The 26,884-nt window shown below is 66.7% G+C and carries 23 protein-coding genes; 15 read left to right on the top strand and 8 right to left on the bottom strand.

Going from position 1 to position 26,884, the window contains the following annotated elements:
* Window positions 1–275 precede the first annotated feature (275 nt).
* From V3B41_RS11965 to V3B41_RS12005, 9 genes are all read left to right on the top strand, one after another.
* Window positions 276–2,852 carry a TonB-dependent receptor gene (locus V3B41_RS11965; RefSeq protein ID WP_329861190.1) on the top strand — a complete coding sequence of 859 codons (2,577 nt, stop codon included), beginning with the start codon at window positions 276–278 and terminating at the stop codon, window positions 2,850–2,852.
* A 117-nt stretch (window positions 2,853–2,969) separates the two neighbouring features.
* On the top strand, window positions 2,970–3,551 hold the full coding sequence (gene msuE / locus V3B41_RS11970) for an FMN reductase (protein WP_049430729.1): 582 nt from the start codon (window positions 2,970–2,972) through the stop codon (window positions 3,549–3,551).
* A gap of 156 nt (window positions 3,552–3,707) precedes the next feature.
* Window positions 3,708–4,070, top strand: a complete 363-nt coding sequence (locus tag V3B41_RS11975; protein WP_014646898.1) for a DUF3088 family protein — start codon at window positions 3,708–3,710, stop codon at window positions 4,068–4,070.
* A 14-nt stretch (window positions 4,071–4,084) separates the two neighbouring features.
* Window positions 4,085–5,062 carry an MsnO8 family LLM class oxidoreductase gene (locus V3B41_RS11980; RefSeq protein ID WP_197632280.1) on the top strand — a complete coding sequence of 326 codons (978 nt, stop codon included), beginning with the start codon at window positions 4,085–4,087 and terminating at the stop codon, window positions 5,060–5,062.
* Between the two features lie 18 nt (window positions 5,063–5,080).
* Window positions 5,081–6,424: an LLM class flavin-dependent oxidoreductase gene (locus V3B41_RS11985; protein WP_049430726.1), complete on the top strand. Its 1,344-nt coding sequence runs from the start codon at window positions 5,081–5,083 to the stop codon at window positions 6,422–6,424.
* A gap of 4 nt (window positions 6,425–6,428) precedes the next feature.
* Entirely contained in the window at window positions 6,429–7,649 is a 1,221-nt protein-coding gene (locus V3B41_RS11990) for a M20 aminoacylase family protein (RefSeq protein ID WP_329861195.1), read from the top strand.
* Complete coding sequence (locus V3B41_RS11995; RefSeq protein ID WP_049483190.1) at window positions 7,646–8,197, top strand: GNAT family N-acetyltransferase; 552 nt, start codon at window positions 7,646–7,648, stop codon at window positions 8,195–8,197. The genes V3B41_RS11990 and V3B41_RS11995 overlap by 4 nt, the downstream gene beginning before the upstream one ends.
* Window positions 8,194–9,939, top strand: coding sequence for an amino acid ABC transporter permease/ATP-binding protein (locus V3B41_RS12000; protein WP_329861198.1), 1,746 nt, complete (start codon window positions 8,194–8,196; stop codon window positions 9,937–9,939). The genes V3B41_RS11995 and V3B41_RS12000 overlap by 4 nt, the downstream gene beginning before the upstream one ends.
* Window positions 9,940–9,954: 15 nt before the next feature.
* Window positions 9,955–10,932: a transporter substrate-binding domain-containing protein gene (locus V3B41_RS12005; RefSeq protein ID WP_197632276.1), complete on the top strand. Its 978-nt coding sequence runs from the start codon at window positions 9,955–9,957 to the stop codon at window positions 10,930–10,932.
* 150 nt (window positions 10,933–11,082) lie between these two features.
* Here the strand turns inward: V3B41_RS12005 and V3B41_RS12010 are convergent, their stop codons facing one another.
* The gene (locus V3B41_RS12010) at window positions 11,083–14,202 is read right to left on the bottom strand and encodes a discoidin domain-containing protein (RefSeq protein ID WP_329861200.1); all 3,120 of its coding nucleotides are present in this window, start codon (window positions 14,200–14,202) and stop codon (window positions 11,083–11,085) included.
* Window positions 14,203–14,427: 225 nt separating this feature from the next.
* On the opposite strand from V3B41_RS12010, the gene V3B41_RS12015 reads away from it, so the two are divergent.
* Window positions 14,428–14,724 carry a hypothetical protein gene (locus tag V3B41_RS12015; protein WP_197632274.1) on the top strand — a complete coding sequence of 99 codons (297 nt, stop codon included), beginning with the start codon at window positions 14,428–14,430 and terminating at the stop codon, window positions 14,722–14,724.
* 83 nt (window positions 14,725–14,807) lie between these two features.
* Here the strand turns inward: V3B41_RS12015 and V3B41_RS12020 are convergent, their stop codons facing one another.
* Window positions 14,808–15,884 (bottom strand): MBL fold metallo-hydrolase, encoded by a 1,077-nt coding sequence (locus V3B41_RS12020; RefSeq protein WP_329861203.1) that lies wholly within the window; start codon window positions 15,882–15,884, stop codon window positions 14,808–14,810.
* A gap of 104 nt (window positions 15,885–15,988) precedes the next feature.
* Here V3B41_RS12020 and V3B41_RS12025 point away from each other — a divergent pair, with 104 nt between their 5' ends.
* A complete protein-coding gene (locus V3B41_RS12025; RefSeq protein WP_049430713.1) occupies window positions 15,989–16,600 on the top strand; it encodes a TetR/AcrR family transcriptional regulator in 612 nt (203 codons plus the stop codon).
* On the opposite strand, the gene V3B41_RS12030 is transcribed toward V3B41_RS12025, so the two are convergent.
* A complete protein-coding gene (locus V3B41_RS12030) occupies window positions 16,597–18,543 on the bottom strand; it encodes an EAL domain-containing protein (protein ID WP_049430711.1) in 1,947 nt (648 codons plus the stop codon). The two genes, V3B41_RS12025 and V3B41_RS12030, sit on opposite strands and share 4 nt — an antisense overlap.
* Before the next feature lie 95 nt (window positions 18,544–18,638).
* On the bottom strand, window positions 18,639–19,355 hold the full coding sequence (locus tag V3B41_RS12035; protein ID WP_197619566.1) for an SDR family oxidoreductase: 717 nt from the start codon (window positions 19,353–19,355) through the stop codon (window positions 18,639–18,641).
* A 220-nt stretch (window positions 19,356–19,575) separates the two neighbouring features.
* On the opposite strand from V3B41_RS12035, the gene V3B41_RS12040 reads away from it, so the two are divergent.
* Window positions 19,576–20,379, top strand: coding sequence for an APH(3')-II family aminoglycoside O-phosphotransferase (locus V3B41_RS12040; protein ID WP_049430707.1), 804 nt, complete (start codon window positions 19,576–19,578; stop codon window positions 20,377–20,379).
* Here V3B41_RS12040 and V3B41_RS12045 read toward each other — a convergent pair.
* On the bottom strand, window positions 20,352–20,777 hold the full coding sequence (locus V3B41_RS12045; protein WP_329861207.1) for a DoxX family protein: 426 nt from the start codon (window positions 20,775–20,777) through the stop codon (window positions 20,352–20,354). The two genes, V3B41_RS12040 and V3B41_RS12045, sit on opposite strands and share 28 nt — an antisense overlap.
* A 143-nt stretch (window positions 20,778–20,920) precedes the next feature.
* Between V3B41_RS12045 and V3B41_RS12050 the strand changes: the two genes are divergently transcribed.
* The 3 genes from V3B41_RS12050 (at window position 20,921) to V3B41_RS12060 (ending at window position 23,649) form a co-directional block, all read left to right on the top strand.
* The gene (locus V3B41_RS12050) at window positions 20,921–21,511 is read left to right on the top strand and encodes a TetR/AcrR family transcriptional regulator (RefSeq protein WP_049430703.1); all 591 of its coding nucleotides are present in this window, start codon (window positions 20,921–20,923) and stop codon (window positions 21,509–21,511) included.
* A complete protein-coding gene (locus V3B41_RS12055; protein ID WP_049430701.1) occupies window positions 21,508–22,542 on the top strand; it encodes a heparan-alpha-glucosaminide N-acetyltransferase domain-containing protein in 1,035 nt (344 codons plus the stop codon). The genes V3B41_RS12050 and V3B41_RS12055 overlap by 4 nt, the downstream gene beginning before the upstream one ends.
* Window positions 22,543–22,641: 99 nt before the next feature.
* Entirely contained in the window at window positions 22,642–23,649 is a 1,008-nt protein-coding gene (locus V3B41_RS12060; protein WP_100443601.1) for an aminoglycoside phosphotransferase family protein, read from the top strand.
* A 181-nt stretch (window positions 23,650–23,830) separates the two neighbouring features.
* Here the strand turns inward: V3B41_RS12060 and V3B41_RS12065 are convergent, their stop codons facing one another.
* From V3B41_RS12065 to V3B41_RS12075, 3 genes are read right to left on the bottom strand one after another with little or no spacing between them, the layout of a single operon-like run.
* Complete coding sequence (locus tag V3B41_RS12065; protein WP_049431043.1) at window positions 23,831–24,718, bottom strand: DMT family transporter; 888 nt, start codon at window positions 24,716–24,718, stop codon at window positions 23,831–23,833.
* A gap of 32 nt (window positions 24,719–24,750) precedes the next feature.
* Complete coding sequence (gene murB, locus V3B41_RS12070; protein WP_329861211.1) at window positions 24,751–25,812, bottom strand: UDP-N-acetylmuramate dehydrogenase; 1,062 nt, start codon at window positions 25,810–25,812, stop codon at window positions 24,751–24,753.
* 8 nt (window positions 25,813–25,820) lie between these two features.
* A complete protein-coding gene (locus V3B41_RS12075) occupies window positions 25,821–26,876 on the bottom strand; it encodes a quinone-dependent dihydroorotate dehydrogenase (protein WP_049431038.1) in 1,056 nt (351 codons plus the stop codon).
* Window positions 26,877–26,884: the final 8 nt, after the last annotated feature.

The raw sequence follows: 26,884 nt of genomic DNA on the forward strand, positions 1-26,884 counted from the left end.
GCAGGCATATGGCGCGGTCGTTCCCCTCTTGTAGAGCCGAGCCCACGCTCGGCTCAATACCGGCAGGGGGGATGCATCTGACGCCGTCACGAAGAGCAGCCGAGCGTGGGCTCGGCTCTACAGACAGCAGTGCACCGGCAATGCCGCCTAACGTCATTACCAGCGGTCATGTGGGTGGCCGGATGTTACGGCTGGGTGACGCGTTCGTGCCTGTCGCAGTGGGTGAACAGGCCCTTGAATGGAAGCGTGTTTCCGGCCTACCCCCACGAGCCCCCATGCCTGCCGCCCACGCCCCTGTCCTGAGCTCTCTTGCCGTCCTGATCGCGGCCACCCTCGCCACGTCGCCCAGCCATGCCGCTGAAGCCGATGCGGATCCTGCCACCACGGCCGCATCCGCCAATGTCGCGGCATCCACGCTGGATGCCGTGGTCGTTACCGGTTCGCGCACCAGTACGCGCACGGTGAAGAACAGCTCCACGCCGATCGATGTGATCTCCGCCGAAGACCTCACCGCCACCGGCCAGGCCAACCTGCTGGAAGCACTGCAACGCGCGCTGCCGTCGCTCAGCCAGATCGGTGGTTACCAGAGCGACCAGGAAAGCCTGATCCGTGGCTACCAGCTGCGCAACCTGTCGCCGGGCTACACGCTGGTGCTGGTGAACGGCAAGCGTCGCAATGCCAGCGCCTATGTGAGCGGTGCCAACGGCGGCGGCTTCCCCGGCCATGCCTGGGCCGACCTGGCGCTGATTCCGGTTTCGGCCATCGACCATGTGGAAGTGCTGCGCGACGGTGCATCGGCCATCTATGGTTCGGACGCGATCACCGGTGTGGTCAACGTGATCCTCAAGTCGCAGGCACAGGGTGGCGAACTGGCTGTGGAAAGCGGGCAGAGCACCGACGGGGATGGATCGCGCACCAGCGTGCGTGCCAACGTGGGCCTGCCGTGGGGCGCCGATGGCTTCGTCAACCTGTCCGGCGAGACCACGCGGCAGCACCACGCGATCCGTACCCGCCGCTACATCGATGGCTATCTGAGCTATCCGGCGGTAGATGCCAACGGCAATCTGGTCGCGCTGCGACCGAACAACCGGTTGCCGACCGGCGCATCGCCGAACCCGGCAGAAGCCGGCCGCAATGCCGAGGCCAACACGATCCTCAGTTCCCCGTCGTACGCGCTGAAGGCGTTTGCGGTGAACGTGGGCCATGGGCTGGGCGAGAGCGCACAGTTCTATGCCAATGCCACCGCCAGCGATCGCACCGCGCAGGCGATCCAGAACTTCCGCCTGCCGGCGACCATCTTCACCACCTACAAGGCCCCCGGCGTACTGAGCGTGTTTCCCGATGGCTTCCTGCCGGTGCTGGAAACCAAGGAGAAGCAGTACACGGGTACCGCGGGCGTGAAGGGACAGATTGCGGGATGGGACTACGACGCCAGCCTGACCGGCAACCGCAGCACGGTGCGTACCTACACCCGCAATTCGGTGAACTACTCGCTGCCGTACCCCGGTTCGCCCACCGACTTCTACGACGGCAAGCTGGACTACCAGCAGGGCATCGCCAACCTGGACCTGCGGCGCGGGTTCGAGGTGGCGGCGTTCGCCTCGCCCCTGGAAGTGAGCGCGGGCGCGGAGTACCAGCACGAAAAATACGAACGCGGGGCAGGGCAGTGGGAGTCGTACACTGGCTTCGGTGCGGCTGCCTTCGTCGGCTACTCCACCGCCGATGCGGTGAAGGCCACCCGCAACAGCAAGGCGGTGTACGTGGGTGCAGCCACCAACATCACCTCGCGCTGGTACCTGGATGCCGCCGCGCGCTGGGAAGACCATTCCGACTTCGGCAGCGTTTCCACGGGCCGCCTGACCACGCGCTTCGACTTCACCGATGCGCTGGGTGTGCGGGCCACGGTCAGCAACGGTTTCCATGCGCCCAGCCTGGGCGCGCAGTACTACCAGGCAACCGGCAGCTGCCCGTGCGGCACCACGCTGGTGGCACAGGTGTCTTCGCCGGCGGCGGTCGCACTGGGTGCCACGCCGCTGAAGCCTGAGAAGGCTACCAATTACAGCCTCGGCGTGACCTGGGACCCGAGCCCGGCCTTCCACCTGGCCGTGGATGCGTACCAGATCGATATCCGTGGCCAGCTCGGGCAGTCCAGCCAGATCGGCTACAACGCACAGGATCCGGCGCGCATCAGCGACAACAGCGGCACGGTGCTGAGCGCGGTGCAGAAGAACACCATCGATGCACTGCTGGGTTCGGCCGGCATCAGCATCCTGCCGGGTGATGCGTTCTACGCGAGCTACTTCACCAACGTGGGCAACACCCGCACACGCGGCGTCGAATTGACCCTGGAAGCGAACCAGGAGACTGCGTGGGGCAAGCTGCGCTGGAGCTACGCGGCCAACGTGGGCCGCACCACCATCGAGAAGGTCAGCGACATTCCGGTGGCGCTGCAGGGGCTGCCGAACATCAACCTGCTGACAAAGAGCAGCGAGTACGCGCTGCGCTTCCGTACGCCGAGCTACACGCAGGTGGCCGGGCTGGGGTGGCAGAACGGGCGCTGGCGCTCGAATGTGGACTTCACGTATTACGGCCCGATCAAGCGCCTGAACAACGGCGTGGAGTACAAGCAGCCGCCGGTGCTGGTGACCAATCTTTCTGGTGCCGTGGAGCTGGGTGCGGGCTGGAGTGCAGCCCTGGGCATCAACAACGTGTTCGACAAGCGCACGCGCAAGGTGCCGGAGTACGCGCGCAGTGCCACCGACGTGGCCAGCATCGAGACGACCTGGGACAACGGTGATGTGCTGGGCAACGTTGGGGCGTACTGGTATGGGCGGGTCAGTTACCGGTTCTAACCTGGAGCAGTCGAGCATGGCTCGACTCTACAAGGGCGGGAAGCAGCCGAGCATGGCTCGGCTCTACAAAAGGCGAAAGGCGGCCGGACGTAGTCCGGCATCATCGAGGAGCAGTTCATGTCTTCTGCATTGAAGGTGGTTGCATTAGTGGGGTCGCCGACCAGTTCGGCGACGTCGCGCACGTTGCTGCTGGTGCGGTATCTGCTGGAGTCGTTGCAGCAGCGGGTGCACGCCAGTGTGGATCTGGTGGAGCTGGCGCCGATCGCGCGCTCGCTGGGGCAGTCGTTGTCGCGCGACGAAGTGGAGCCCGCCGTGGAGCAGGCGCTGCAGACGATCGAGGCGGCCGGGCTGCTGGTAGTGGCTGCGCCGGTCTATCGGGGATCGTTTCCGGGGCTGTTCAAGCATCTGGTCGACTTCATCGGGCTGGAAGCGTTGGTGGACACGCCGGTACTGCTGGCGGCAACCGGTGGCAGCGAGCGCCATGCGCTGGTGATCGACCACCAGCTGCGGCCGTTGTTCAGTTTCCTGCAGGCGCACACACTGCCAGTCGGGGTGTACGCCACGCCGGCCGACTTCGATGGCGAGCACATCAACAGTGCGGCCCTGCAGGCGCGGATTGCGCTGGCGACCGAGCGTGCGGCCGGGCATCTGACCGCACAGACGCTGGCGGTACCGGCTCCGCTGCGACGCATCGCCTGACGGCATAACCGGCGGCGCTCTGCTTATGGCCAAGGCGCATCTGCATGGCCGGATCTGACCGTCGATTGTCGCTTCGCATCGCTGCTGCGGTCGCAGCCATCTCTAGCATCGATATCGAAGCGGCATCGCATTGCCGCCCCCGCTGAGGACAACCCCGTGAGTCTGGACGCAACCGACAAGCCCATCCTGTTCCTGCTCGATCGTGAGTTCGAGGACGGACAGATTCCCGGCCAGCGCTTCTTCTGCCGGCACAGCCTGCTGTTGGAAGGGGCGCTGTCGAGCATCGACGGCCTGGACGCGCAGCTGGACGTACGTCGCATCGGTTTCGCGCGGCCACGCCGCGAGGTGATTGCCGAGATCGGCGAGCAGGACCAATCGTTGCCGAAGCTGGTGCTGCCGCAGGGCGTGCGCAGCGACCTGGCCAGCGGCGCACACCAGGACCGCCAGTACATCTCCGGTGCCGAGCCGATCCTGGCTGCGCTGAACGGGTTGCTCGGCATTCCCGTGGCCCACCCCTGAGCGAGGACGCGACCATGAGCTATCAGATCAGCGTACTGGACAAGAGCCCGGTGGCCGAAGGTGCCTCGCCAGAGCAGGCGCTGCGCAACAGCCTGCAGTTGGCCCAGCGCGCCGAACAGCTGGGCTATCACCGGTACTGGTTTGCCGAGCACCATGCCACGCCGACGTTGGCGAGTCCCGCACCGGAGGTGATTGCGGCGTGGGTGCTGGCGCAGACCCGGCGCATCCGTATCGGCAGCGGCGGGGTGATGCTGCGCCACTACGCGCCGTACAAGGTGGCGGAGAACTTCAACCTGCTGGCAGCGTTGGCGCCAGGGCGCGTGGATCTGGGCGTGGGCAAGGCGCCGGGCGGCCTGCCAGCGTCGACTGCCGCGCTGGCGGCCGGGCGCCCGGCGTTCGCCGACTTCGACCAGCAGCTGCGCGACCTTGAGGGCTATCTGTCCGGCGCTGAAGCCGATGTGCTGGCGCGTCCGGTTCCGCAGCAGGCGCCGGAGCGCTTCCTGCTCGGTGCGAGCCCGCAGAGTGCGCAGCAGGCGGCCGAGCTGGGCTGGCGCTTCGTCTACGCCGCGCACTTCGATGGCGACCCGAAGCACATCGAGGCCGCGTTCGATGCCTACCGCAGCGTCTCCTCGCAGCCCCCTCTGTTGGCGACGGTGGCCTTCGCCGCACCTACGGCCGAAGCGGCTGCGCGGCACATCGGTGCGCTACGCGTCTACAAGCTGCACCTTGGTCCCGGGCAGGCGGTGAACCTGCCCAGCCCCGAGGCGGCTGCCGAGTACGCACGCCAGGTGGGCGTGGCGGACTTCCGCATCGAGGAAACGCGCCCCAGCGTGCTGTCCGGCGATGCGCAGCATGTGCGTGACGAACTGGACGCGCTGCACCGGCGCTTCGGCGTGGGTGAGTTCATTCTCGATGCGCCGGTGGCCGACCTCGACGCACGCCTGACATCCCTTGAACTGCTGTCGCCCGCGCCACGCGCGGCGGTGGCCTGACCTGCAGGAGCGATCCCCATGAGCACCACCCCGCGCCACATTCCGTTCGGCATCATGCTGCAGGGCCCTGGCAGCCACATGCATGCCTGGAAGCATCCATCCAATCCGGCCGATGCCAGCGTCAACCTGCAGTTCTACATCGACATCGCGCGCACCGCCGAGAACAACGGAATCGCCTTTGGCTTCGTGGCCGATGGGCTGTACATCAACGAGAAGTCGATCCCGCATTTCCTCAACCGCTTTGAGCCGATCTCGCTGCTGTCGGCACTGGCCACGGCAACGAAGAAGATTGGCCTGGCCGGCACGCTGTCGACCTCCTACAGCGACCCGTTCACCGTGGCCCGGCAGTTTGCCTCGCTGGATCTTCTCAGCGGCGGCCGCGCCGGTTGGAACGTGGTGACCTCACCGCTGGAAGGCTCCGGCCGCAACTACGGCCGCCCGCATCCGGAGCACGCTCTGCGCTACCAGATCGCCGATGAGTATCTGGACGTCGTGCAGGGGCTGTGGGATTCGTGGGATGACGATGCCTTCGTGCGCGAGCGTGACAGTGGCACGTTCTTCGCACCGGAGAAGTTCCGCCGCCTCGATCACAAGGGCCGCTTCTTCCAGGTGGAAGGGCCGCTCAACATCCAGCGTTCGCCACAGGGCCAGCCGGTGATCTTCCAGGCCGGTTCGTCTGATGATGGTATCGCGCTGGCCGGCAAGTACGCCGATGCGGTGTTCACCCATTCGCCGTCGCTGGAAGAAACCCGCGCGTTCACCCAGAAGGTGAAGAACTCGGCGATCGCGCACGGCCGCAGCGGCAACGACGTGAAGATCTTCCCGGGCATCGGTCCCATCGTCGGCCGTACTGCCGAGGAGGCCGAAGCCAAATACCAGGCGATTGCCGCGTTGGCGACGCTGGAAGATGCGCTGGCCTACCTCGGGCGCTTCTTCGATCACCATGATTTCAGCCAGTACGACCCGGATGCACCGTTCCCGGCGCTTGGCGACATCGGCAGCAATTCGTTCCGCTCCACCACCGACCGCATCAAGCAGGACGCGCGCGAGAAGGGACTGAGCCTGCGCCAGGTGGCGCTGGAAGCGGTCAGCCCACGGCCAAACTTCATCGGCACACCGGAGCATGTGGCCGATGAGCTGATCCGCTGGTTCGATGCGGGTGCCAGCGATGGCTTCATTCTCGGCTTCGCCGCACAGCGCGAAGGCCTGGACGATTTCGTGACCCAGGTGCTGCCGATCCTGCAGGCGCGCGGTTACCACCAGCGCGAGCTGGAAGGACAGACCCTGCGCGAGCATCTGGGGCTGCCGTACAAGGCCAGCCGCTATTCGACCGATGCCGAACCGGCGCGGAAGGTAGGGTAGGGCGATGAGCGGAGAAAGCGCGGTAGCGCCGGGCCACGCCCGGCGGACTTCCCCAACAACCGGCGTGCTGCCTGAGATCGCAGCACGCGCCGAGGCCGCCATCGCGATCCGCCATGACCTGCATCGGCACCCTGAGCTGGCCTTCGAGGAGCATCGCACCAGCGCCCGCGTGGCCGAACTGCTGCAGCAGTGGGGTTATGAGGTGACCACCGGGCTCGGTGGCACCGGCGTGGTCGGCACGCTGCAGCGCGGGCAGGGCAGCCGTCGCCTCGGCCTGCGCGCCGACATCGACGCACTGCCGATCCATGAGGACTCCGGCCTGGCCTATGCCAGCCAGACCGAGGGCCTGATGCATGCCTGCGGTCATGATGGCCACACCGCCATCCTGCTGTCTGCCGCGCATTACCTGGCCCACCACGGACGGATCGATGGGACCCTGCAGCTGGTATTCCAGCCGGCCGAGGAAACCGGCTCGGGTGCATCGAAGATGATTGCCGACGGCCTGTTCGAGCGCTTCCCGGTGGATGCGATCTATGGCCTGCACAACTGGCCGGGCGTGCCGGTGGGCCACTTCGGTTTCGTCGATGGCCCGGCGATGGCGTCGGTGGATTGGGCACGGCTGAAGGTGATCGGCAAGGGTGGCCATGGCGCCGAGCCACAGGGCAGCGTCGATCCGATCCTGGTGGCGGCGCACATCATCACCGCGCTGCAGAGCGTGGTGTCGCGCAATGTCGATCCGCGGCAGATGGGCGTGGTCACCGTCGGTTCGATCCACGGCGGGCAGGCCGCCAATGTGATTCCAGACGTGGTCGAGCTGAAGCTGACCGTGCGCGCCTATCTACCGGAGGTGCGCGATACCCTGCGGCGCCGGGTCACCGAGATTGCCGAGCAGACCGCCGCCGCGTTTGGTGCGCGCGCCGAGATCGAATTCCCGCGCGGCTTCCCCAGCGTGATCAATCACCCGCAGCAGACCGCCTACATCCGCGAGGTGGCGGTGCAGGGCTTCGGTGCCGAACAGGTGGTGCCCGAATTCGCGCCACGCACCGCCAGCGAGGATTTCGCCTTCCTGCTGCAGGCGCGTCCCGGCAGCTTCGTGTTCGTCGGCAACGGCGACAGCGCGCCGCTGCACAGCCCGCACTATGTGTTCAACGACGCGGCCATTGCCCCCGCCGCCAGCCTGTGGGCGCGGCTGGCCGAAGATTACCTGGTGAAGGACGCGACATGAGCCACGACGAACGCTTCCTCTATACCTCGGTCGATGACCCGCTGGCGCGGCCGTTGTTCGATGGCCTGGAGCAGGAGTACGACAGCCGCTACGCTGACGTGCGTCGACGCATCGGCGGCAGCGCTCGCGAGGAGCTGCAGCGCTACCCGGCGCAGGCCTTTGCGGCCCCGGTGGGCGCCTTCGTGCTGCTGCTGCGCGACGGGGTGGCGATTTCCGGCGGTGCGTTCATGCCGCACCGCGATCCGGATACCGCCGAATTCAAACGCATCTGGACGCTGCCCGGACTGCGCCGCCAGGGCATCGCGCGACGCGTGCTGCAGGAGCTGGAAGACCAGGCGGCACGGCAAGGGTACCGACGAGTGTTCCTGACCACCGGCTTCCGTCAGCCTGAAGCCGTTGGCCTGTACCTCAGTCATGGCTACACCGCGTTGTTCGATCTGGAGGCCGACCCGGAAACGGTTGCGCATCTGCCGTTCGAGAAGCACCTGCGGGCGACGACGCCTGTCGTTACCGCTGCACAGGCACTGCTGCACGGAGCCCACGCATGAGCACACCGTCGACCGCGCTGGAGGGCATCGCCGCTCGTCCGGCGCCCGGACCGGCACTGAAGATCGTGCCGGCCCGGCATCCGCTGCAGGTCTTCGGCACGGTGCTGGCACTGGCGCTGATCCTGATCGGGCTGCAGTCCGTGCTGGGCAATCCGCGCTGGGGCTGGGGCACCTTTGCCGAATGGTTCTTCGCACGCCCAGTGCTCGAGGGCCTGGGCCGCACGCTGCTGCTGACCGCGCTTGGCACCGGACTTGGTTTCGCATTGGGTACCTTGCTGGCGTTGGCCCGTGTGTCCGGCTCGCCGCTGCTGTCGGCGGTGTCGTGGGGCTACGTGTGGCTGTTCCGCTCGATCCCGCTGCTGGTGCTGTTGTTGCTGCTGAACAACCTGGGCTACCTGTACAGCACCATCGAGCTGGGCGTGCCGTTCACCGGCATCAGCCTGTTCTCGTACCCGACCACGCAACTGATCGGCGTGTTCACGGCAGCAGTACTGGGCCTGACCCTGAACCAGGCAGCGTTCTCGGCCGAGGTGATCCGCGGTGGCATCCTCTCGGTCGACCACGGCCAGTACGAGGCCGCGGCCGCGCTCGGCCTGCCGCGTGGTCGCCAGGTGCGGCGCATCATCCTGCCGCAGGCGATGCGCTCGATCCTGCCGGCCGCGTTCAACGATGTGATCGGCCTGGCCAAGAGTACCTCGGTGGTCTATGTGCTGGCGCTGCCGGAGCTGTTCTACACCGTGCAGGTGATCTACCGGCGCAACCTTGAGGTGGTGCCGCTGCTGATGGTCGCCACGGTCTGGTACCTGGTGATCCTGACCGTGTTGTCGCTGCTGCAGCGGCGCGTGGAGCAGCGCTTCGCGCGCGGCCAGCTGCAGCGCGAGCGCTCGGTGTCGCGGGTGTCGTCACCGGTGCGGACATCCAGTGATGCTGCGCCGCGCGTGGCCAACCGCCCGCGCATCGCCACCCAGGTGGAAGCGGGCGAGGGTGCGGCGGTATCGCTGCATGGCGTGGGCAAGGTGTTCGGCGAGCAGCCGGTGCTGGAAGACGTGAACCTGGACCTGCGCGCTGGCAGCGTGACGGTACTGATCGGCCCGTCCGGTGCCGGGAAATCCACGCTGCTGCGGTTGATCAACCACCTGGAACGCGCGGACAGTGGTTACGTGACTGTCGGCGGCCAGCTGATCGGTTACCGCCGCGACGGTGACACCCTGTACGAACTGCCCGAGCGTGAGATCCGCCGTCGGCGTGCCGAGGTGGGCATGGTGTTCCAGGGCTTCAACCTGTTCCCGCACCTGACCGCGCTGGAGAACATCATCGAGGCGCCGATCGCCGTGCGCGGCGTACCGCGCGCGCAGGCCGAAGAGCAGGCGCGCACGCTGCTGGAGCGGGTCGGCCTGGCCGACAAGGCCGATGCGTTCCCACGCCAGCTGTCGGGCGGCCAGCAACAGCGCATCGCGATCGCCCGTGCCCTGGCGCTGCAGCCGAAGGTGCTGTTGTTCGACGAACCCACCTCGGCGCTGGACCCGGAACTGGTGGCGGAAGTGCTCAGTGTGATCGAAGAGTTGGCCCGCTCCGGCACCACGCTGGTGATCGTCACCCATGAGCTGAGCTTCGCCCGCCGAGTGGCCGACCACGTGGTGATGATGGACCAGGGCCGGGTGATCGAGCAGGGCACGCCCGAGGCGTTATTCGAGCGCCCGCGCCACCAACGCACGGCCGACTTCCTGGCCAAGACCCTGTAACCCTCAAGGAATGCCATGAGCCCTGCAGCACCCCGTCGTCCCTCACGCAGTACCTTGTTGATCACCGGCGTGCTGGTCATCGGCATCGCCGGCATCGTCTACTCGCGCGTGCGCCAGGCCCCGGAGGCTGCGGCGGTGGCCGCGAGCAGCCTGGCCGGAGCGAACAGCACGGTGCTGAAGGGCACGCCCGATCCCAAGGCGCAGGCCTTGATTCCCGCGGGCTACCGCTTCGTCACGCCGGGGGCGTTTACGGTGGCGACCCATCCGGGACAGTTGCCATTGGCCGATTACGGCGCCGACAGCAAGGACGTGGTCGGCATCGAGCCCGACATCGCGCGCCTGATCGCCGATGCGCTGGGCCTGAAGCTGGTGATCGTGCCGGTGGCATGGGCCGATTGGCCGCTGGGGCTGGAGTCGGGCAAGTACGATGCAGTGCTGTCGAACGTGACGGTCACTGAAGAGCGCAAGAAGAAGTTCGATTTCTCCAGCTATCGCTACGACCTGCTGGGCATCTACACGCGCACGGATGGGCCGATCCAGAAGATCGAGAAGCCGGCGGACGTGGCGGGGCTGAAGGTGGTGGTGGGTGCCAGCACGAACCAGGACCAGATCCTGCGCCAGTGGGACCAGCAGAACATCGCCGCGGGCCTGAAAGCGGTGGAGTACCAGTACTTCGACGACGCGGTGGTCGGCCGTTTGGCGGTGATCACCGGCCGCGCCGATGTCTCGTTCGAGCCCAATGCCACCGGCGCGTACTCGGCACGCGATGGCAAGGTTCGGCGCGTGGGCCTGTTCCCCGGTGGCTGGCCGAACGCCGCGGCGATCTCGGTGACCACGCGCAAGGGCAGTGGCCTGGCCGAGGCGGTGACGCAGGCGCTGAACACCCAGATCGGCAGCGGCACCTATGCGCAGGCGCTGAAGCGCTGGAATGTGGCCGAGGAAGCGGTGCCGCAGTCGCAGACCAATCCACCGGGGTTGCCGACGCTGCAGTGACGCCGGGCGTGGCCCGGCGCTACCTCCGTCTTTGTAGAGCCGAGCCATGCTCGGATGCGGTTCGCGCGGTTCGCGGCAGAAGCATCCACGCATGGCGTGGATCTACTGGCGGAATCTGCCTTCTGTAGAGCCGAGCCATGCTCGGCTGCTCTACCAACGCGCCTCCAGCGTCTTGAAGGGCTTCGCCAACCGCACACCCTCGGCATCGAAGTCGGAAACGCTACGTCCATCCACACGCACCGTTTTCGGCATCGTGCGCGCCGGCCACCAGACCTTCACCGCCGTCCCGTTGCGCAGCCCCTCGCCAAGCGCCACCGTCAGCACGCCGTCGCGCTGCCGCGCCTGCATCTGCAACGTGCCATACGCGGTCGGCAGGCGTTCCACCGCCAAGCCATCGCCCGCCACCCACGACGGCGGCGTGCCTGGCAGCAGCGACAGCGCATCATCGTCTTCGCGCATCAGCATGCCGAACAGCGTGCGGCCGTACTCGGCGCCGATCCAGGTATGGGGCATATCGCCGAGATAGCGCGGGAACCGCAGCCGCGAATGCACCACTTCGGCCAGCACCTGCCACTCAAGCGGGCGCCGATCGTGCAGAAGCCCCTGCAGCAGCTCGTCGGCCACCTGTGGCTGGCCAAGGTGCACGTAGCTCAGCACGTTGCGGATCTCGTATGGCGTGTAGGCGTACAGCGCGCCGGGCTGGCTGCGCTTGCGCACGTCATCGAGATAGCGGGCGAAGGTGGTGCGCAGCGCTTCGGCGGGCAGCACGCTCTGTGCGCCGGTCGGATCCAGCGCGATCGATACCCCGGTGGGATCGCCATCGCCCAGGTCGGCCGAGGAGGGAATGAAGTCGATGCCCTTCCACGCCATCGTCGCCCGGATCGAGGCGTGCAGCGCGTCGTAAAGCAGTTTGTACTGTTCCCGTGCCCACATCGCAGTCTCGTGGTCGCCCAGCGATTCAGCCAGCCACGCGCCGTCGTGCCAGCCCTTCAGTCCCCAGTAGTCATCCCAGTAGCTGTGGGTGGGCGAGGGATAGCCCTCGTGGCTGATCGATGGCGCAAGAATGCCGGCGAAGCGCTCCGGCGCTGGCTGGTCGGCCATGTAGCCGGGCACCAGCGTGCGCTCGCGCAGTTCCTGCAGAAAACGCAGCGCCGCCTTCACTTTCGGCAGATAGGCACGCACCGACCCGGGCCCGCCGTCGAGGCGCGCGACATCGGCCACCAGCGCGACGTACTGGCCCTGGCTGTCGTACTCGATGTCCGAGCCGAAGCCGGTATTGACGCTGCCATCGTCGTTGAGGATGGGCGAGACCAGGCCGTTGGCATGCACTCCGTGTTTGCTGTACCAGGCCAGGTAGTCACGCGCTACGCGGGCTTCGCCCATGCGCAGCAGCACCGCCGAGGTGGCCATGCCGTCGCGGATGAAGGAACGGTTGTAGTTGCGCGGGCCAGGCTGCATGGCTGGGCCGGTCTGGTTGATCAGCATGTAGGCGGCCTGCGCGCGCAGCATGTCCACCAGTGAGGGATCGGGCAGGCGCAGGCCGACCTGGCCCAGCCGTGCCTGCCAGTCCGCAGAGGCCTGTGTGGCCAGGGTGTCGAATGCCGTGTTGGCGTCGCGCGGCAGCGAGGCCAGATCGAGCGGTGGTGCCTCGGGCAGCACACCCTTGGTATCGGCGGCGGCAGTACCCAGCGGGAAGGCAACCACGACGGCATCACTGGCACCCGGATCCAGCGAGATACGGTAGTCCATAGCGGCGGCGGCAAGACCCTGCTCATCGCGTGCCTGCTGGGTGGAAGGCAGCTTCCCAACGGCGAGGGCCGAGGTGATTTCCGTGGCCCCCTCCTTGCCGAAGGGCGCCGCACCAGACGCCCATACCGGCGTGAGCGAATACAACAACGTGCGGCCATTGATGCGCACGGCCTGACGGTCTACAGCAACGTCGCGGATCGGCGACAGGCCACCGTTCTGCCACGGCGGATTCATCTGCATCGGGCGCACGACCAGGCTGAGCGTGCCTTCGATCCTGGCGCTGCCCGTGTTGTGCAGGCGATGCCGCAAGAACGTTACCGGCTGGCCATCACGTTCGATGGCGAACACTTCGCTGCGCAGTTCCAGCCCAGGCTGCGGCGACCAGGTGGCGGAGGGCATCGGCTTCCAGCCATCACGCAAAGCATGCTGCACGTTCTGCCCGGCGGCACCTGCAGTGCTCCCACTGGCGCTGCGCCAGATCGGCTGCACCAGCGGCGCGCCCTTGAACGCTTCCAGGTTGCCGTACTCGTCGAAGATCGATTTCTGTCGCCCGGCATGCACCCCAACAGCGGTCCAGTAGGTCTGCTGCATCTGCAGCGAGGCCGGGAACAACGCGCGTTGCGCACCGCTGGCGGCAATCTGGTACTGCTTCATCGGCGTCATCACCGCCTTCGGCCCGAGCAGGCGCAGGCGTGCCACCGTTGGTGCAGGACCCTCCACGCTCAGGCGGAATGCACGCACGGATTGCGCGGTATCGGCGGCGAGCCAGCTCTGCTTGTGATCTGCCGCCTGCGCATCGTGGGCCAGTTCCTGCCAGCGGCCTTGGGCGTCCTGTGCCTGCAGGCGGGCCGCACCGCGCGCGCCGTCGGCCCATTCCACTGCCAGGCCAGCCGTGGATTGCGTGCGCGGCAGCGTGATGTCGAGCGTGTGGCTGCCACCTTTCCCGGTCGGCAAGGCGACCGGACTGCCGCCTTGCCAGAGTGCGGCTGCCTGCGTCGCATCGACACCGCCGATGCGCGCGCTGAGTGTGCTGTCCAGTGGCTCCATCTCGAAGATCGACACGCCCCAGTCGGAGGTGCGCCGTGGACTGGCCAGCCGCAGGTAGCGTGCCTGGCGTGGTGCGAAGTACAGCGTTTCAACGTCGCCCAGCGAATCGGCCATGGTGTACGCGGTCTGCCACTGCGTGCCATCCAGCGAGGTCTGCAGTGAATAGCCTTCCGGATTGGAGACATCCCAGGTGAGGCGCGCGCCGGCCAGCAGGGTGGGCGCGCCCAGGTCGATCTGGAACCAGTGGCCGGGGCTGAAGGCGCCGCCGGTGACGGTCTTCGGGTCGCCGTCGATCAGGTGGCTGATCGCCATCGCCGGCACCTGCTGCGAGGAACTGCTGGCCTGCCATTGACTGCGGGGGGGAAGGGTCTGTGCCTGTGCGGCAGCGGCGAGGGCGGCCAACAGCAGGGTGGCGGCAGATTGCCACGGGAAGGCTGAGCGGGAGACCTTGGAGCGTTCGGCGCGCAACGTCATTACGGACAGCCTCGCAGGTTCGACCGGTATCGGGCGAGCGCTACGCTAGCAAGGTATGTAATCGGTTACATGACGCGCTGCAATAGGTTGCGGATGATCCCCGGTCGCCTCCTTCGTGGGCTTGAGTCACGATTCATCGATGGGACTGACGCATGTGGCTCTGGACGCCTGCCGGCTAGGTCATACGCTGATTGATAGCGACCTCAGGTCTGAAATGGATTGATGATGGAATTCAGCTTCACGCTGATGTATCGGGTGCCCGATACCGGAGAAGATCTCAGTGCATTTGAGCGATGTCTTGCAGAGTCGGGATGTGACGATGCATTGCTGGGCAGCGGTTTGCCGGGCATCTTGGCGTTGCGATTCTGGCGAGAGGGAACGGCCGCAAACGATGTCGCGCGTGACACATGCGCGCAGGTCCAGAAGGCGCTCCCGGAAGCCGAGTTGATAGCGGTGCATTCTGATGTCAGCAATGCTGCCAGCGTCTCTACCTGCAGTTTCGCCAGAGCTGAGCCTGCTTGACTTCCACTGAACACGTTTCAGAAGCAGCCGAGCATGGCTCGGCTCTACAGGGCCTTGGGATACATGACGCCCCGTCACGCCGGTTACAACTCCACCGTCTCCCACCAGCGCGTACCCGCCTGCGGCGCCTGCATGTCCAGCGCTTCGCCCATCATCGGCGTAGCCACCGGCACGTTCTTCGCGGCCGCCAATGCGGTGATGCGCTCGAACGGCTGCTGCCACTCGTGCAGGGCCAGGTCGAAGGTGCCGTTGTGGATCGGCAGCAGCCACTTGCCGCGCAGGTCCAGGTGCGCCTGCAGGGTCTGTTCCGGCTGCATGTGCACGAACGCCCAGCGCGGATCATAGGCGCCGGTCTCGATCATGGTCAGGTCGAACGGGCCGTACTTCTCGCCGATGGCCTTGAAGCCGTCGAAGTAGCCGGTGTCGCCGCTGAAGAAGATGCGGAAGTCGTCGTCCTGGATCACCCACGACGCCCACAGGCTGCGGTCGCTGTCGCCCAAGCCGCGGCCGGAGAAGTGCTGGCCCGGGGTGGCGGTCAGGCGCAGGCCGTTGGCTTCGGTGGATTGCCACCAGTCCAGCTGTTCGACCTTGGCGGCGTCCACGCCCCAGGCGATCAGCTGGTCACCCACGCCGAGCGGTGCGATGAAGCGCGCGGTCTTGCCGGCCAACTGCATCACGGCGGCGTGGTCGAGGTGGTCGTAGTGGTTGTGCGAGAGGATCACGCCGGCAATCGGCGGCAGCTCGTCGATGCTGATCGGCGGCGCATGGAAGCGGGCCGGTCCCATCCACTGGACCGGCGAGGCGCGCTCGGAAAACACCGGGTCGGTCAGCCAGTACTGGCCGCGAAGCTTCAACAGGATCGTGGAATGGCCGATGCGGAACAGGCTGCGGTCCGGCGCAGCGTCCAGCGTGGCACGGTCCAGCGGCTGCACCGGGATCGGATGATTGGGCACGGTGCCCTTGGGCTTGTTGAACAGGAAGGTCCACCAGATCTCCAGGCCGTCGCGCAGGCCCATTGCCGGCTTCGGCAGGGCGTTGCGGAACTTGCCGTCGCGGTACTGCGGCGAGTCGGGGAAGTCGGGGAGGGACCAGGACTTGCAGAAGGTGTAGGCGGTCACGGCGAGGATTCCAAGCAGGAGGACAAGGAGCAGGCGCTTCATGGGTGACGTCCGCTGAGTACACTGCACAGTGTAGTTTCCGTTTATTGAAAAGTACACTGACGGGTGTAAAATGTCGGTGTCCGTTCAGCTATCCGGTTTCCGCCATGCCCCGTGCCCCGCAACGCCTGACCGACCGCAAACGCGAAGCCATCGTGCGCGCGGCGGTGGAGGAGTTCCGTGCCTCGGGCTACGAGGCGACCAGCATGGACCGCATCGCCGAGGTGGCCGGGGTCTCCAAGCGCACCGTCTACAACCACTTCCCGAGCAAGGAAGCGCTGTTCTCGATGATCCTGGAGGAGCTGTGGGAACGCAGCGTAGCCAGTGATACGTTGCCGTACCGGCCTGACCAGACGCTGCAGGCGCAGCTGCTGCAGTTGGTAGGGCAGAAGCTGGAACTGCTCAGCGATGCCAACTTCATCGATCTGGCGCGGGTGGCGATGGCCGAGATCATCCATTCGCCGGAGCGCGCGCAGGCCATCGTCTGTCGCATGGGCGAGAAGGAAAGCGGCGAGAGTGCCTGGATCCGCGCGGCCATCGCCGATGGCCGGCTGCGCGAGGTTGATCCGGAATTTGCTGGCCACCAGCTGCACGGCCTGGTGAAGAGCTTCGCGTTCTGGCCGCAGGTGACGATGGGGCAGGCGCCGTTGAATGCGCATGAGCGTGCACGCGTGGCCGAGTCGGCGGTGGCGATGTTCCTGGGCTTCTACGCAGTCTAGTTGGCGGCGAAACGGCGGAACTCGTCGGCCGGCAGCGCTGCCGAGTACAGATAGCCCTGGCCGACATCCACGCCAAGTGCACGTAGTTGTTGTTCCTGCGCCAGGGTCTCGGTGCCCTCGGCCACGACAACCGCACCGCAGCGGTGCGCGACTTCGACGATGAAGCGCACGATCGACTGCGACTTGGCGTCGGACAGCGTGGCGATCAGCGCCTGTTCGATCTTGACCTCGGCAATGGCCAGCTGCGAAAGCAGGATCAGGGTTGAATAGCCGGCGCCGAAATCATCCAGCGACAAGGTGACCTCGGCCGCCAGCAACTGCGCGATGTTGGCATCGACCACGTCGCGCTCGACGATCTCGGTCCATTCGACAATCTCCAGGCGCAGCATCTCACCAGGCACATCGTGCAGCTGCAGCAGTTCCTGCAGGCGCTGGCCAAAGCCGGGCTGGCGCAGGGACTCGGCGGAAACGTTGACGGCAACGGTCAATGCTGTGGCATCACGCCGGCACTGCTGCAGGAAATGGATGGCCGACTGCAGCGTGGCCCATTCCAGTTCGGCCAACCGCCCATGCCGACGCAGCAGGGAGATCACGCGCATCGGTGCGATCATCCTGCCCTCGGTATCGCGCATGCGCAGCAGTGCTTCGGCGCCGACCAGCCGGCGATCCTGCAGGCGATGCTTGGGCTGGTAGCACAGCGGCGCATCCCCCTGCTGCAACCAGCGTTCGAGTGAGCTCTCGATCAGGGCGTCGATCTCGCTGTCGCGCTGGATCGGGTCATCAAAGAACACCACGCCCGATTCGATCGCGCTGAGTGCCAGGGTGATCGCGCGGAACGGCAGGTGGCCGTCGTCTTCAGGGGTTGGGGGCTTGAGCTCCACCACCGCGCAGCGGAACAACGGGCGGAAGCCCGGCCAGTCACGGCCGACCCGGTCAGCCAGGTTGCTGGCCAGCTCGGTGATCTGTGGTTGCGTGCGCAGTTCGGGCAGGGTCAGGTCGCGTACCAGGATCGCCAGCGCGGCGTCGCCGAACTGATGGATCTCCAGCTGTCCGGTCGGCAGCGCGGGCAGCAACCGATGCACCTCGTCGGTGGTGTCGCGCTGCCACAGGCCGTTGTCCTGCAGAGGACCATAGCGCAGGCGCAGATCGCGCAGGTTGCCCATCTCGGCCACGATCAGGCAGGCCTTGCCGATGCCGTCGTTGTCGCGCCAGAAGTGCTGCAGGCGTTCGCCGAGCGCGCGCATGTTGGGCAGGCCACTGATCGGATCGATACGCAGCCAGGCCTGTTCGCGTTGGCGCTGCACGTCGATCTGCGCATCGTTGTAGACCAGTGCGAACACCGCGCCCAGCATCAGCAGTGACAGCGGCAGCGCCAGCAGGCGCTGGATCGCCAGCTCTTCCACCGGCAGCAGGTCGGCGCCGATGATCGCCACGCCCAGGGCCAGGCCGAACGCGGTGACGGCGATGCGTACGCCCCAGGCCTGCAGGATCATGCGCAGCGAGAGTTCATTGAGCATGCGCGGGTGCAGGCGCCTGCGCAGCCAGACGCCTGCCAACATCTGCAGTGCGGCCTCCAGGCCAGCAGGCAGGAAGTACAGCGTGCCTGCGAACTGGTAGCGGGCCAGCAGGCTGGCGCCGAGGCAGGCCAGGCCGCCGCGCCAGCCGCCAAGCAGGCCACTGACCAGCAGGATGTCGAAGCCCAGATGGAGCTTGACCACCCCTTGCGTATAGCGGGCCACGAACCACGAGTTGAACAGGTAGATCAGGCCCAGCGCTACGCCTACGTACAGGCGGCGGCCTTCAATGGCGTGGCCGGCGCGACGGGTGGCGATCAGCAGCACGCCGATCATGCCGATCACCGCCGTGGCCTGCAGCAGGTACAGCGGCAGGCTGGGCAGGGCGCTGTCCAGGACCTGGGCCGCAACCCGTGAAAGCGCATCCATAGCAGGTTCCCGCCTGTGACCGACGGCCAGTGAGGAGCAGGGTAAACCACGTCCGCCTGTGCGGCCACCGCGAGTGCGCTGCGCTGCCCCTGGGGTCAGTAGCGCGGGTCGGCGATGGCGGGCAGTACCAGTTCACGTACGAAGCCGGACGGCGACAGCTGCAGCAGCGCACGCACCATGGTCACCACGTCGTGCACCGGCACCAGTTCGCCATCGCCGCGCGCTGCCGCCGCTGCCACGGGAACCGACAGTGCATCGTCGGTATTGAGATAACCCAGCTGCAGGCTGGTCACCGCCAGGCGTCGATCACGGAAGCCTTCGCGCAATGCGTCGGCGATGCCGTTGAGTGCGAATTTCGAAGCGCCGAACGCCACTTCCGGGCGGCCGCTGCGTGGCAGGGCCGAGGTTGAGCCGGTCAGCACCAGTTGCGGGCGCGATGCCTGCAGCACGCGAGGCAGCAGGCGGCGCAGCAGCATCAGGGTGGCGGTGACGTTGACGTCGATCAGCTGTGCGAGGGCACTGTCGGATTCATCGAGGAAGGCGTAATCGTCGCTGAAGGCGTTCGCTTCCCAGATGCCCAGATTGTGGATCAGCACGTCGATATCGGCTGGTGCCTGCGTCGCGATATGGTCGGCGGCCAGGGTTGGTTGGGCCAGGTCGGCTTCGATCCACTGTAGGGTGACGCCCGCAGGGCATTGGATGTCGCGCGGGCGACTGCGGGAGACGCCGACAACGGTATCGCCGGGTTGGCACAGGCCTTCAACGAATGCCCGCCCCAAGCCCCTGCTGGCGCCGATGACCATCAACTTCATGCTGCTTCCTTGTCGTTGGGAGTTGCAGCGGCCGCTGCTGCCTGTACGGGGCCGGCTACTGTGGACGGCGCGCGGCAATTCGTCCATTGCGTGCGCGTCGGCGTACTCATTCCGTTCAGCACGGTGCCACGCCAGGCGCACCTTTGCAGGGATGGGCGCGAACCGGCAGGGTGCGCGACAATCGGCAGTGCCATCCACCTGCCTGGGTCGTTGAATGCACATGGACGAAAACGAAGCGGTCCCCTGCGGGATGCAGCTGCCGCAGGCATGGCAGGAAATGCTGACCGATGCATACATCGAACGGCAGTCGATCGGTGTGTCGCGTGCCGACGTCGCCCGCGTCCATCGATCGGGCCAGGCGGATGCCTTCCTGAAATCGGAAGTGATCGATGCCTTCAGTGAACTGGGTGATGAGATCGCCCGGCTGCGTTGGCTGCAGGCGCAGGGGCAGTCGGCGCCGACGGTGATTGCCACGACCGAGGAGGGCGGTCGGCGCTGGTTGTTGATGAGCGCGCTGCCCGGCCGCGACCTGGCCTCCTCGCCGGAGCTCGCGCCGAGGCAGGTGGCAGAACTGCTGGCTGACGCACTGCGTGGCCTGCATGCCGTGCCTGTAGCCAACTGCCCGTTCGACCAGCGGTTGGCATCGCGCCTGCAGGCCGCACAGGCACGCGTCGAGGCGGGGCTGGTCGATGCCGATGACTTCGACGACGAGCGGCTGGGCCAGAGCCCGCAGCAGGTTTTCGCCGAGCTGCGCGCTACCCGGCCCGCTCATGAAGACCTGGTGGTCAGTCATGGCGATGCCTGCCTGCCCAACCTGATGGTGGCCGATGGGCGGTTCACCGGCTTCATCGATTGTGGCCGGTTGGGCGTGGCCGACCGCTATCAGGACCTGGCCCTGGCCGCGCGCAGCCTGGTCCACAATTCCGGTGAGACCCGCTGTGTCGCCACGCTGTTCCGGCGCTACGGTGCGGTCCCTGATGAGCGGCGGCTTGCATTCTATCGGTTGCTTGACGAGTTCTTCTGAGACCGCGCACGGCTGGCGATGGCTGCGCAGATCAGGCCACCCACCACGCTCAGGTGTTCCAGCGCGAAGAACAGGGCCAGTTGCTGTTCTGCACCTTGCTTGGCCCAGAAGGTGTGCACGATGACGATGGTCAACAGCATGAACACCGCAAGTGCGCCGCTGCCCAGCCACAGCAGGCGATCGAGCAGCAGGCACAGTGAGCCGCCCAGCAGCACCATGGCGCTGGCGATGTTGAACGGCGCAGGTGGGTGCAGCCCGGCCGCCTGCATCTCGGCGACGCTGTTGTCCCACGCCATCAGTTTGGCCAGGCCCGAGGACAGGAACACCACGGCCAACAGCAGGCGGGCGAGGAACCACAGCGCGCGGCTGTCGAGCAGGGTGGAGATCATCCGTGGCATGCAGCAGCTCCGGGTTGAGCGTTGGGCAGGGCGGGCAGCATCGGGCCTCAACAGCGGTTGAGGTCAAGGCTGCCTGAACGAAGCCCGGTGGTGGCCGGGCTACCCTCTTCAAAAGGGACGAACGTTCGTTCACTATTTGTGACATGAGCAGAATCGACCGCAATGAGCAGCGCATGATCCTGATCCTGCAGGCGGCACTGCAGTGCTTCCTCGCAAAGGGATTTCACCAGACCAGCATGCGTGACATCGCGCAGGCGGCCGGCGTCAGCCTGGGCAATCTCTACAACCACTTTCCGGGCAAGGAAGCGATCATCCTCGCAGTGGCGGTGGCCGAGAGCGAAGAACTGGCACCGTTGCTGCAGCGACTGGTCGCGTCCAATGGCGAGCGTGCACAGGTACTGGTTTTCCTTCAGGACTTCCACGCACTGTGCCGCCAGCCGGAATGGGCGGCGCTTGCCGTCGAAGTGCTGGCCGAGAGCGCACGCAATCCAGCCGTGGCCGAGGCATTTGCGGCCAATCGCAGGCAATTGCAGGCGACGCTGGCCGAAGCCCTGCAGCAGGTGGCTCAGCGCGAGCGGCGGCGTCCCGTGCTGGCAGCGGCACTGCAGGCTCAGGTGCTGCTGGATGCCATCGAAAGCGATGCACTGCGTCGGGGGCTGGGCGAAGCCGATGGCACCGATGGGGCATCGCTGGATCTTGGCCTGCTCGCGCGGCTGCTCGGGGCACGCGCATGAGCGCCGATGACCGGCGATTGCACGGCCTTGATCTGGCTCGCTACCTGGCTTTGGCCGGCATGGTGCTGGTCAACTTCCGCCTGGCGATGGCCGGTCCCGCTGAAGAAGCGGGCTGGCTGGCGGGATTCTTCCATCTGCTGGAAGGCAAGGCGTCGGCGACCTTCGTCACCCTGGCCGGTCTTGGCCTGGTGCTGGCTACGCAGCGGCAGCAATGGTGGCCAGCCAGCGTGCAGACCTTGCGGCGCGCGCTGTTCCTGCTGGTGCTGGGCCTGCTCAATCTGACCGTGTTCCCCGCCGACATCCTGCATTACTACGCGGTGTACTTCGCGCTGGCCGTGGTGTGGCTGCGCGCCTCCCCGCAGGTATTGCTGGCCAGCATTGTTGGCCTTGCCGCCTGTTCGTTCTGGGCGCTGCTGCACTGGGACTACAGCCAGGGATGGAACTGGCAGACGCTGGAGTACGCCGGCCTCTGGCAATGGCCAGGTGCCGCGCGCAACCTGCTGTTCAATGGCTTCCATCCGCTGCTGCCCTGGCTGTGCTTCTTCCTGCTGGGCATGTTGCTGGCGCGGCTGCAGTTGTCGCAACCGCGGGTGCAGCGTGCACTGCTGGTGCTGGGCGTGCTGTTGATCGGTGCCGGCCAGGGCGTGCAGCATCTTGCGCAGGGAACGCCATGGCAGGCGTGGCTGGGTACGCAACCGATGCCGCCGGGCCCCGCCTACGTGCTTACCGGTGCGGGCGCGGCCTGCAGTGTCATCGCCGCCTGCCTGTGGCTGGCACGGGTACATCCGGGCGACTGGCTGGAGCCGTTCACGGCGGCAGGGCGCATGACCCTCACGCTCTATGTCGGCCACATCCTGCTGGGCATGGGAACACTGGAAAGCCTTGGCCTGCTTGATGGGCGTGCTTCGCTTGCGTCGGTGCTGCTGTGGGCGCTGTTGTTCCTGATGCTGGCGACAGGCGCGGCGTGGCTGTGGTCGTGGCGGTTCGCACGCGGTCCGCTGGAAGCGATGATGCGGCGCATCGCGGGCTAGTCCTTTGGTCGCGCCGAGGTGATGTTGTGACGGACATGTCTGTGTCGCGGCGATCGCATCTGCGATAGTGGCGGCAGGTATTACTTTCCGCTTGCATCCATGTCATTCGCTTCGGCGCAGCATCTCGGCGAAGTCCTGCAACAATCCTATGGCATTACCGCCACCGCCGTGGTGCCGCGCCCGGTGGGCGCCGACGCCAATGCCAGCGTGTATCGTGTGGACGCGCGCCACGGGCAATGGTGGCTGAAATGCCGCACGTACCAGGTTGATCCGGCGGTATGGGACAGCCTGCACTGGCTGCGCGGTACGCTGGGCATCGATGAAATCGTTGCCCCGTGGCCGGCGTTGACCGGTGGCGCGTCGGTGCAGCGTTGGGGATTGCAGTTCACCCTGTTCCCTTACATCGAAGGCCAGTCCGGGTTCGAGGCGGCGTTGAGCCATGGGCAGTGGCGGCGCCTGGGCGAGGTGCTGCGGCGCCTGCACGCGTCTCAGCTGCCGACCGAACTGCAGGGTGCGCTTCCGACCACGCGGCTGGAAACTGCGGCACTTGAGACCGTTGGGCAGTGGCTGGCCGGCGAGGGCCTTGCGGCTGCAAAGGATGGACTGGGCCGTGCATTCGTTTCCGTATGGGACCGGCAGCATGCGCGCATCACCGCGCTGCACGCGCAGGCACTGCAGCTGCACGCGGCATTGCAGGAGGTTCCGGTTGACCTGCACCTGTGTCATACCGATCTGCATGCCGGCAATCTGCTGATGGGCAATGACGGTGGCCTGCACCTGATCGATTGGGACGGCCTGTCGCTGGCCCCGCGTGAGCGTGACCTGATGTTCATCGGTGCCGCGGTTGGCGGGCGCTGGGGGCGTGAGAATCCGCTGGGCTTCGAGGAGGGCTATGGCAGCGACCGCGGCGACCCGCGCTGGATCGCGTGGTACCGGCACTGGCGCATCCTGCAGGACCTGATCGAGTTCCAGCAGGTGTTGCTGGGCAGCGATGGAGAGGAGCGTTCGCCTCCATTGCGGCGGCAGTCGCTGCACTATCTGGGCGAACAGTTCGCGCCGGGCAATGTGTTCGATGCTGCGGAGCGTGCGTATCGCGCGCTGGCGTAGGTTCCGGGCCGTTGCCAGGATCGCCCCGGGTTGCCAGGATCGCCCGGGTAGAGTCGACTGTTAGTCGACTGCTCTTCGAATGAACCAGCAATGCCCGCGCTGCGCGCGATAGTCGACTAACAGTCGACTCTACCCGCAGCCTGTCCGTGCACGACCCATGGGTTGTCCATGCAGGTGGTTTTCATTCTGCGGGCTTGGCCGCTGCCGAGGCCGCCGCACTTGCGGCACGCCGCGACAACACCGCTTCGCGGTGGGCGATGTAGGCGTTCGCGGCGAGGATGATGCTGGCGCCGATGAGCGTCCAGCGATCCACGCTTTCGTTGAACAACAGCCAGCCGAAGAGTGTTACCAGCGGCAGCTGCAGGAAGCTGATCGGGGTCAGTGCCGAGACTTCACCGAGCCGCAGTGCCCGCGTCCACAGCAGCTGGCCGATAGTGCCGAGTACGCCGGTGGCCAGCAGCCACAGCCAGGCGATGCCGGTCGGCCAGACCCAGACGAACAGGGCCGGCACCAGCGACAGGGGTACCCAGAACACGTAGGTGTAGAGCACCACGGTGTCGGCGCTGTCGACGCGGGTCAGCTGCTTGATCTGGATCGCCACCAATGAGCTGAGCACGGCGGCAGCCACCGCCACCAAGCTGCCCGCGGTGAAGCCCGCGGTACCGGGCCGCACGATCACCAGCACGCCGATGAAGCCGACCACGACCGCAGCCCAGCGCCGCACGCGCACGGTCTCCCCCAACCACAGCACGGCGGCAATCGTGACGAACAGCGGCGTGGAATACGACAGCGAAACCGCCTGCGCCAAAGGCAGGTGGCCCAGCGCCCAGAACGCGCACAGCATCGAACCGAGGCCGATCGCACTGCGCACGAAATAGCGCGGCAGCTGCTGGGTCTTCAGCGGCGCATGGCCCGGGCGCAACAGCATCGGCAACAGGGCCAGCAGGCCGAAGGCGTTGCGGAAGAACGCTACTTCCTGGGTCGGCACGTAGCGCGTGGCATAGCGGATCGCCACCGCCATCAGGCCGAACGCCATCGTACTGCCGAGCATCAGCAGCGCCGCCCGCATCGGAGTGGCGCCTGTGGAAAGGGCGGGGGTGTTCACCACTGGGCGCCGAGCAGGCGGGGCTCCGGTTCGATCGGCACGCCGAACTTCTCCAGCACCGAGGCCGAGATGCGGCGTGCAAGTACCAGCAGTTCAGCGCCGCTGGCGTTGCCATGGTTGACCAGCACCAGCGCGTGGCTGGCGGCCACGCCGGCATCGCCTTCGCGGAAACCCTTCCAGCCGCAGGACTCGATCATCCAGGCCGCCGAAACCTTGCGCTTGCCGTCCTGGTCGGACGGGAACACCGGCAGGTCGGGGAAGTGCTGCAGCAGCACGTCAACCTGTTCCAGCGGCAGCACCGGGTTCTTGAAGAAGCTGCCGGCATTGCCCAGCACGTCCGGGTCGGGCAGCTTGCGGCGGCGGATCGCGATCACCGCATTGGCTACGTCCACCGCACCCGGCAGTTCCACGCCCTGTGCCTGCAGTTCCTCGCGGATGCCGGCGTAGTCCATGCGCAGGTCATGCAGCAATGGCAGCTTCAGCTCGATGGCAGTGATCAGGTAACGGTCCATCTGCTGCTTGAACACGCTGTCGCGGTAGGCGAAGCCACACTGTTCGTTGTCCAGCCGCACCCAGGCCTGTTCCTGGCAGTCCCAGGCCTCGACGGCCTGGATGAATTCGCCAACCTGCGCGCCATAGGCACCGATGTTCTGGATCGGCGCGGCACCGGCGGTGCCGGGAATCAGGGCCAGGTTTTCCAGGCCGGACAGGCCTTCCTGCAGCGACCACATCACCAGGCCATGCCAGGGCACACCGGCGCCGGCGCGGATCACCGCATGGTCGGCGCGGTGTTCAAGGAAACTGATGTCGCGGTTGCCGAACACCAGCACGGTGCCGGGCAGGTCTTCGGCGATCAGTACGTTGCTGCCGCTGCCCAGCACCAGCAGTGGGCCGTTGGCCACTTCGGGCAGCGCCAGCACTTCCGGCAGCAGGGCAGCGTCGTGCAGTTCCAGCAGCTGTGCCGCGCTGGCCTGCACATGGAAGGTGTTCAGTGCCTGCAGGGGCGCATTGCGGGTGAGCGTCCAGCGCAGCGGTGCGGCTGCATCGGTGGTGTCCATGGGCGCGCTCACAGCGGCGCCACCGCGCCGCGGCTCGGCGCTTCGCGGCGGCGACGGATCGCCTCCACGCATTCGGAGACCAGGGCGGGGCCACGGAAGATCAGGCCGCTGTAGCACTGCACCAGCGCGGCGCCGGCGGCCATCTTGGCCACGGCATCGGCACCGGACAGGATGCCGCCGACACCGATCAGCGGTACCGATTCGGGCAGGCGCGAACGCAGGCGGCGCAGCACCAGCGTGGACTGCTCCAGCACCGGCGCGCCGGACAGGCCACCGGCCTCGTTGGCCAGCGGATCGCCGGCCACTTTGCTGTGGTCGATGGTGGTGTTGGTGGCGATCACGCCGTCCACCTGCAGTTCGCCCAGCACGCGCGCGGCGGCATCGATGTCGCGTTCACTGAGGTCCGGCGCCACCTTCACCAGCATCGGCACGCGGCGACCGTGCTGCGCAGCCAGGGCTTCCTGGCGGTCACGCAGCTGGCTGACCAGCTGGCGCAGTGCGGTCTCTTCCTGCAGCTCACGCAGGCCGGCGGTGTTGGGCGAGGAGATGTTGACCGTGATGTAGTCGGCCAGCGGATACACCTTGTCCAGGCAGGCGATGTAATCGTCCACGGCCTGTTCGTTGGGGGTGTCCTTGTTCTTGCCGATGTTGATGCCGAGCAGGCCGCGACGGTTGCGCGCGCGTTCGACATTGCGCACCAGCGCATCCACGCCCGCGTTGTTGAAGCCCATGCGGTTGATGATCGCGTTGTGCTCCGGCAGGCGGAACAGGCGCGGCTGCGGGTTGCCGGCCTGCGGGCGCGGGGTGATGGTGCCGATTTCGACGAAGCCGAAGCCCAGCGCGAACAGCGCATCGATATGCTCGCCGTTCTTGTCCAGGCCAGCAGCGAGGCCGACCGGATTGGGGAACGTCAGCCCGAACACGGTGCTCGGCATCGGCGCGATGCGGGCGGCCAGCAGCGGCGTGGTGCCGGTGCGATAGGCCAGGTCCATTGCGGACAGGCCGAGGCCGTGGGCGCGCTCGGCGTCGAGCGAGAACAGGAAGGGGCGGGCAAGCGAATACATGCGTCGGT

The organism is Stenotrophomonas sp. SMYL89 (assembly GCF_036319985.1).
Classification (GTDB): Bacteria; Pseudomonadota; Gammaproteobacteria; order Xanthomonadales; family Xanthomonadaceae; genus Stenotrophomonas; species Stenotrophomonas maltophilia_Q.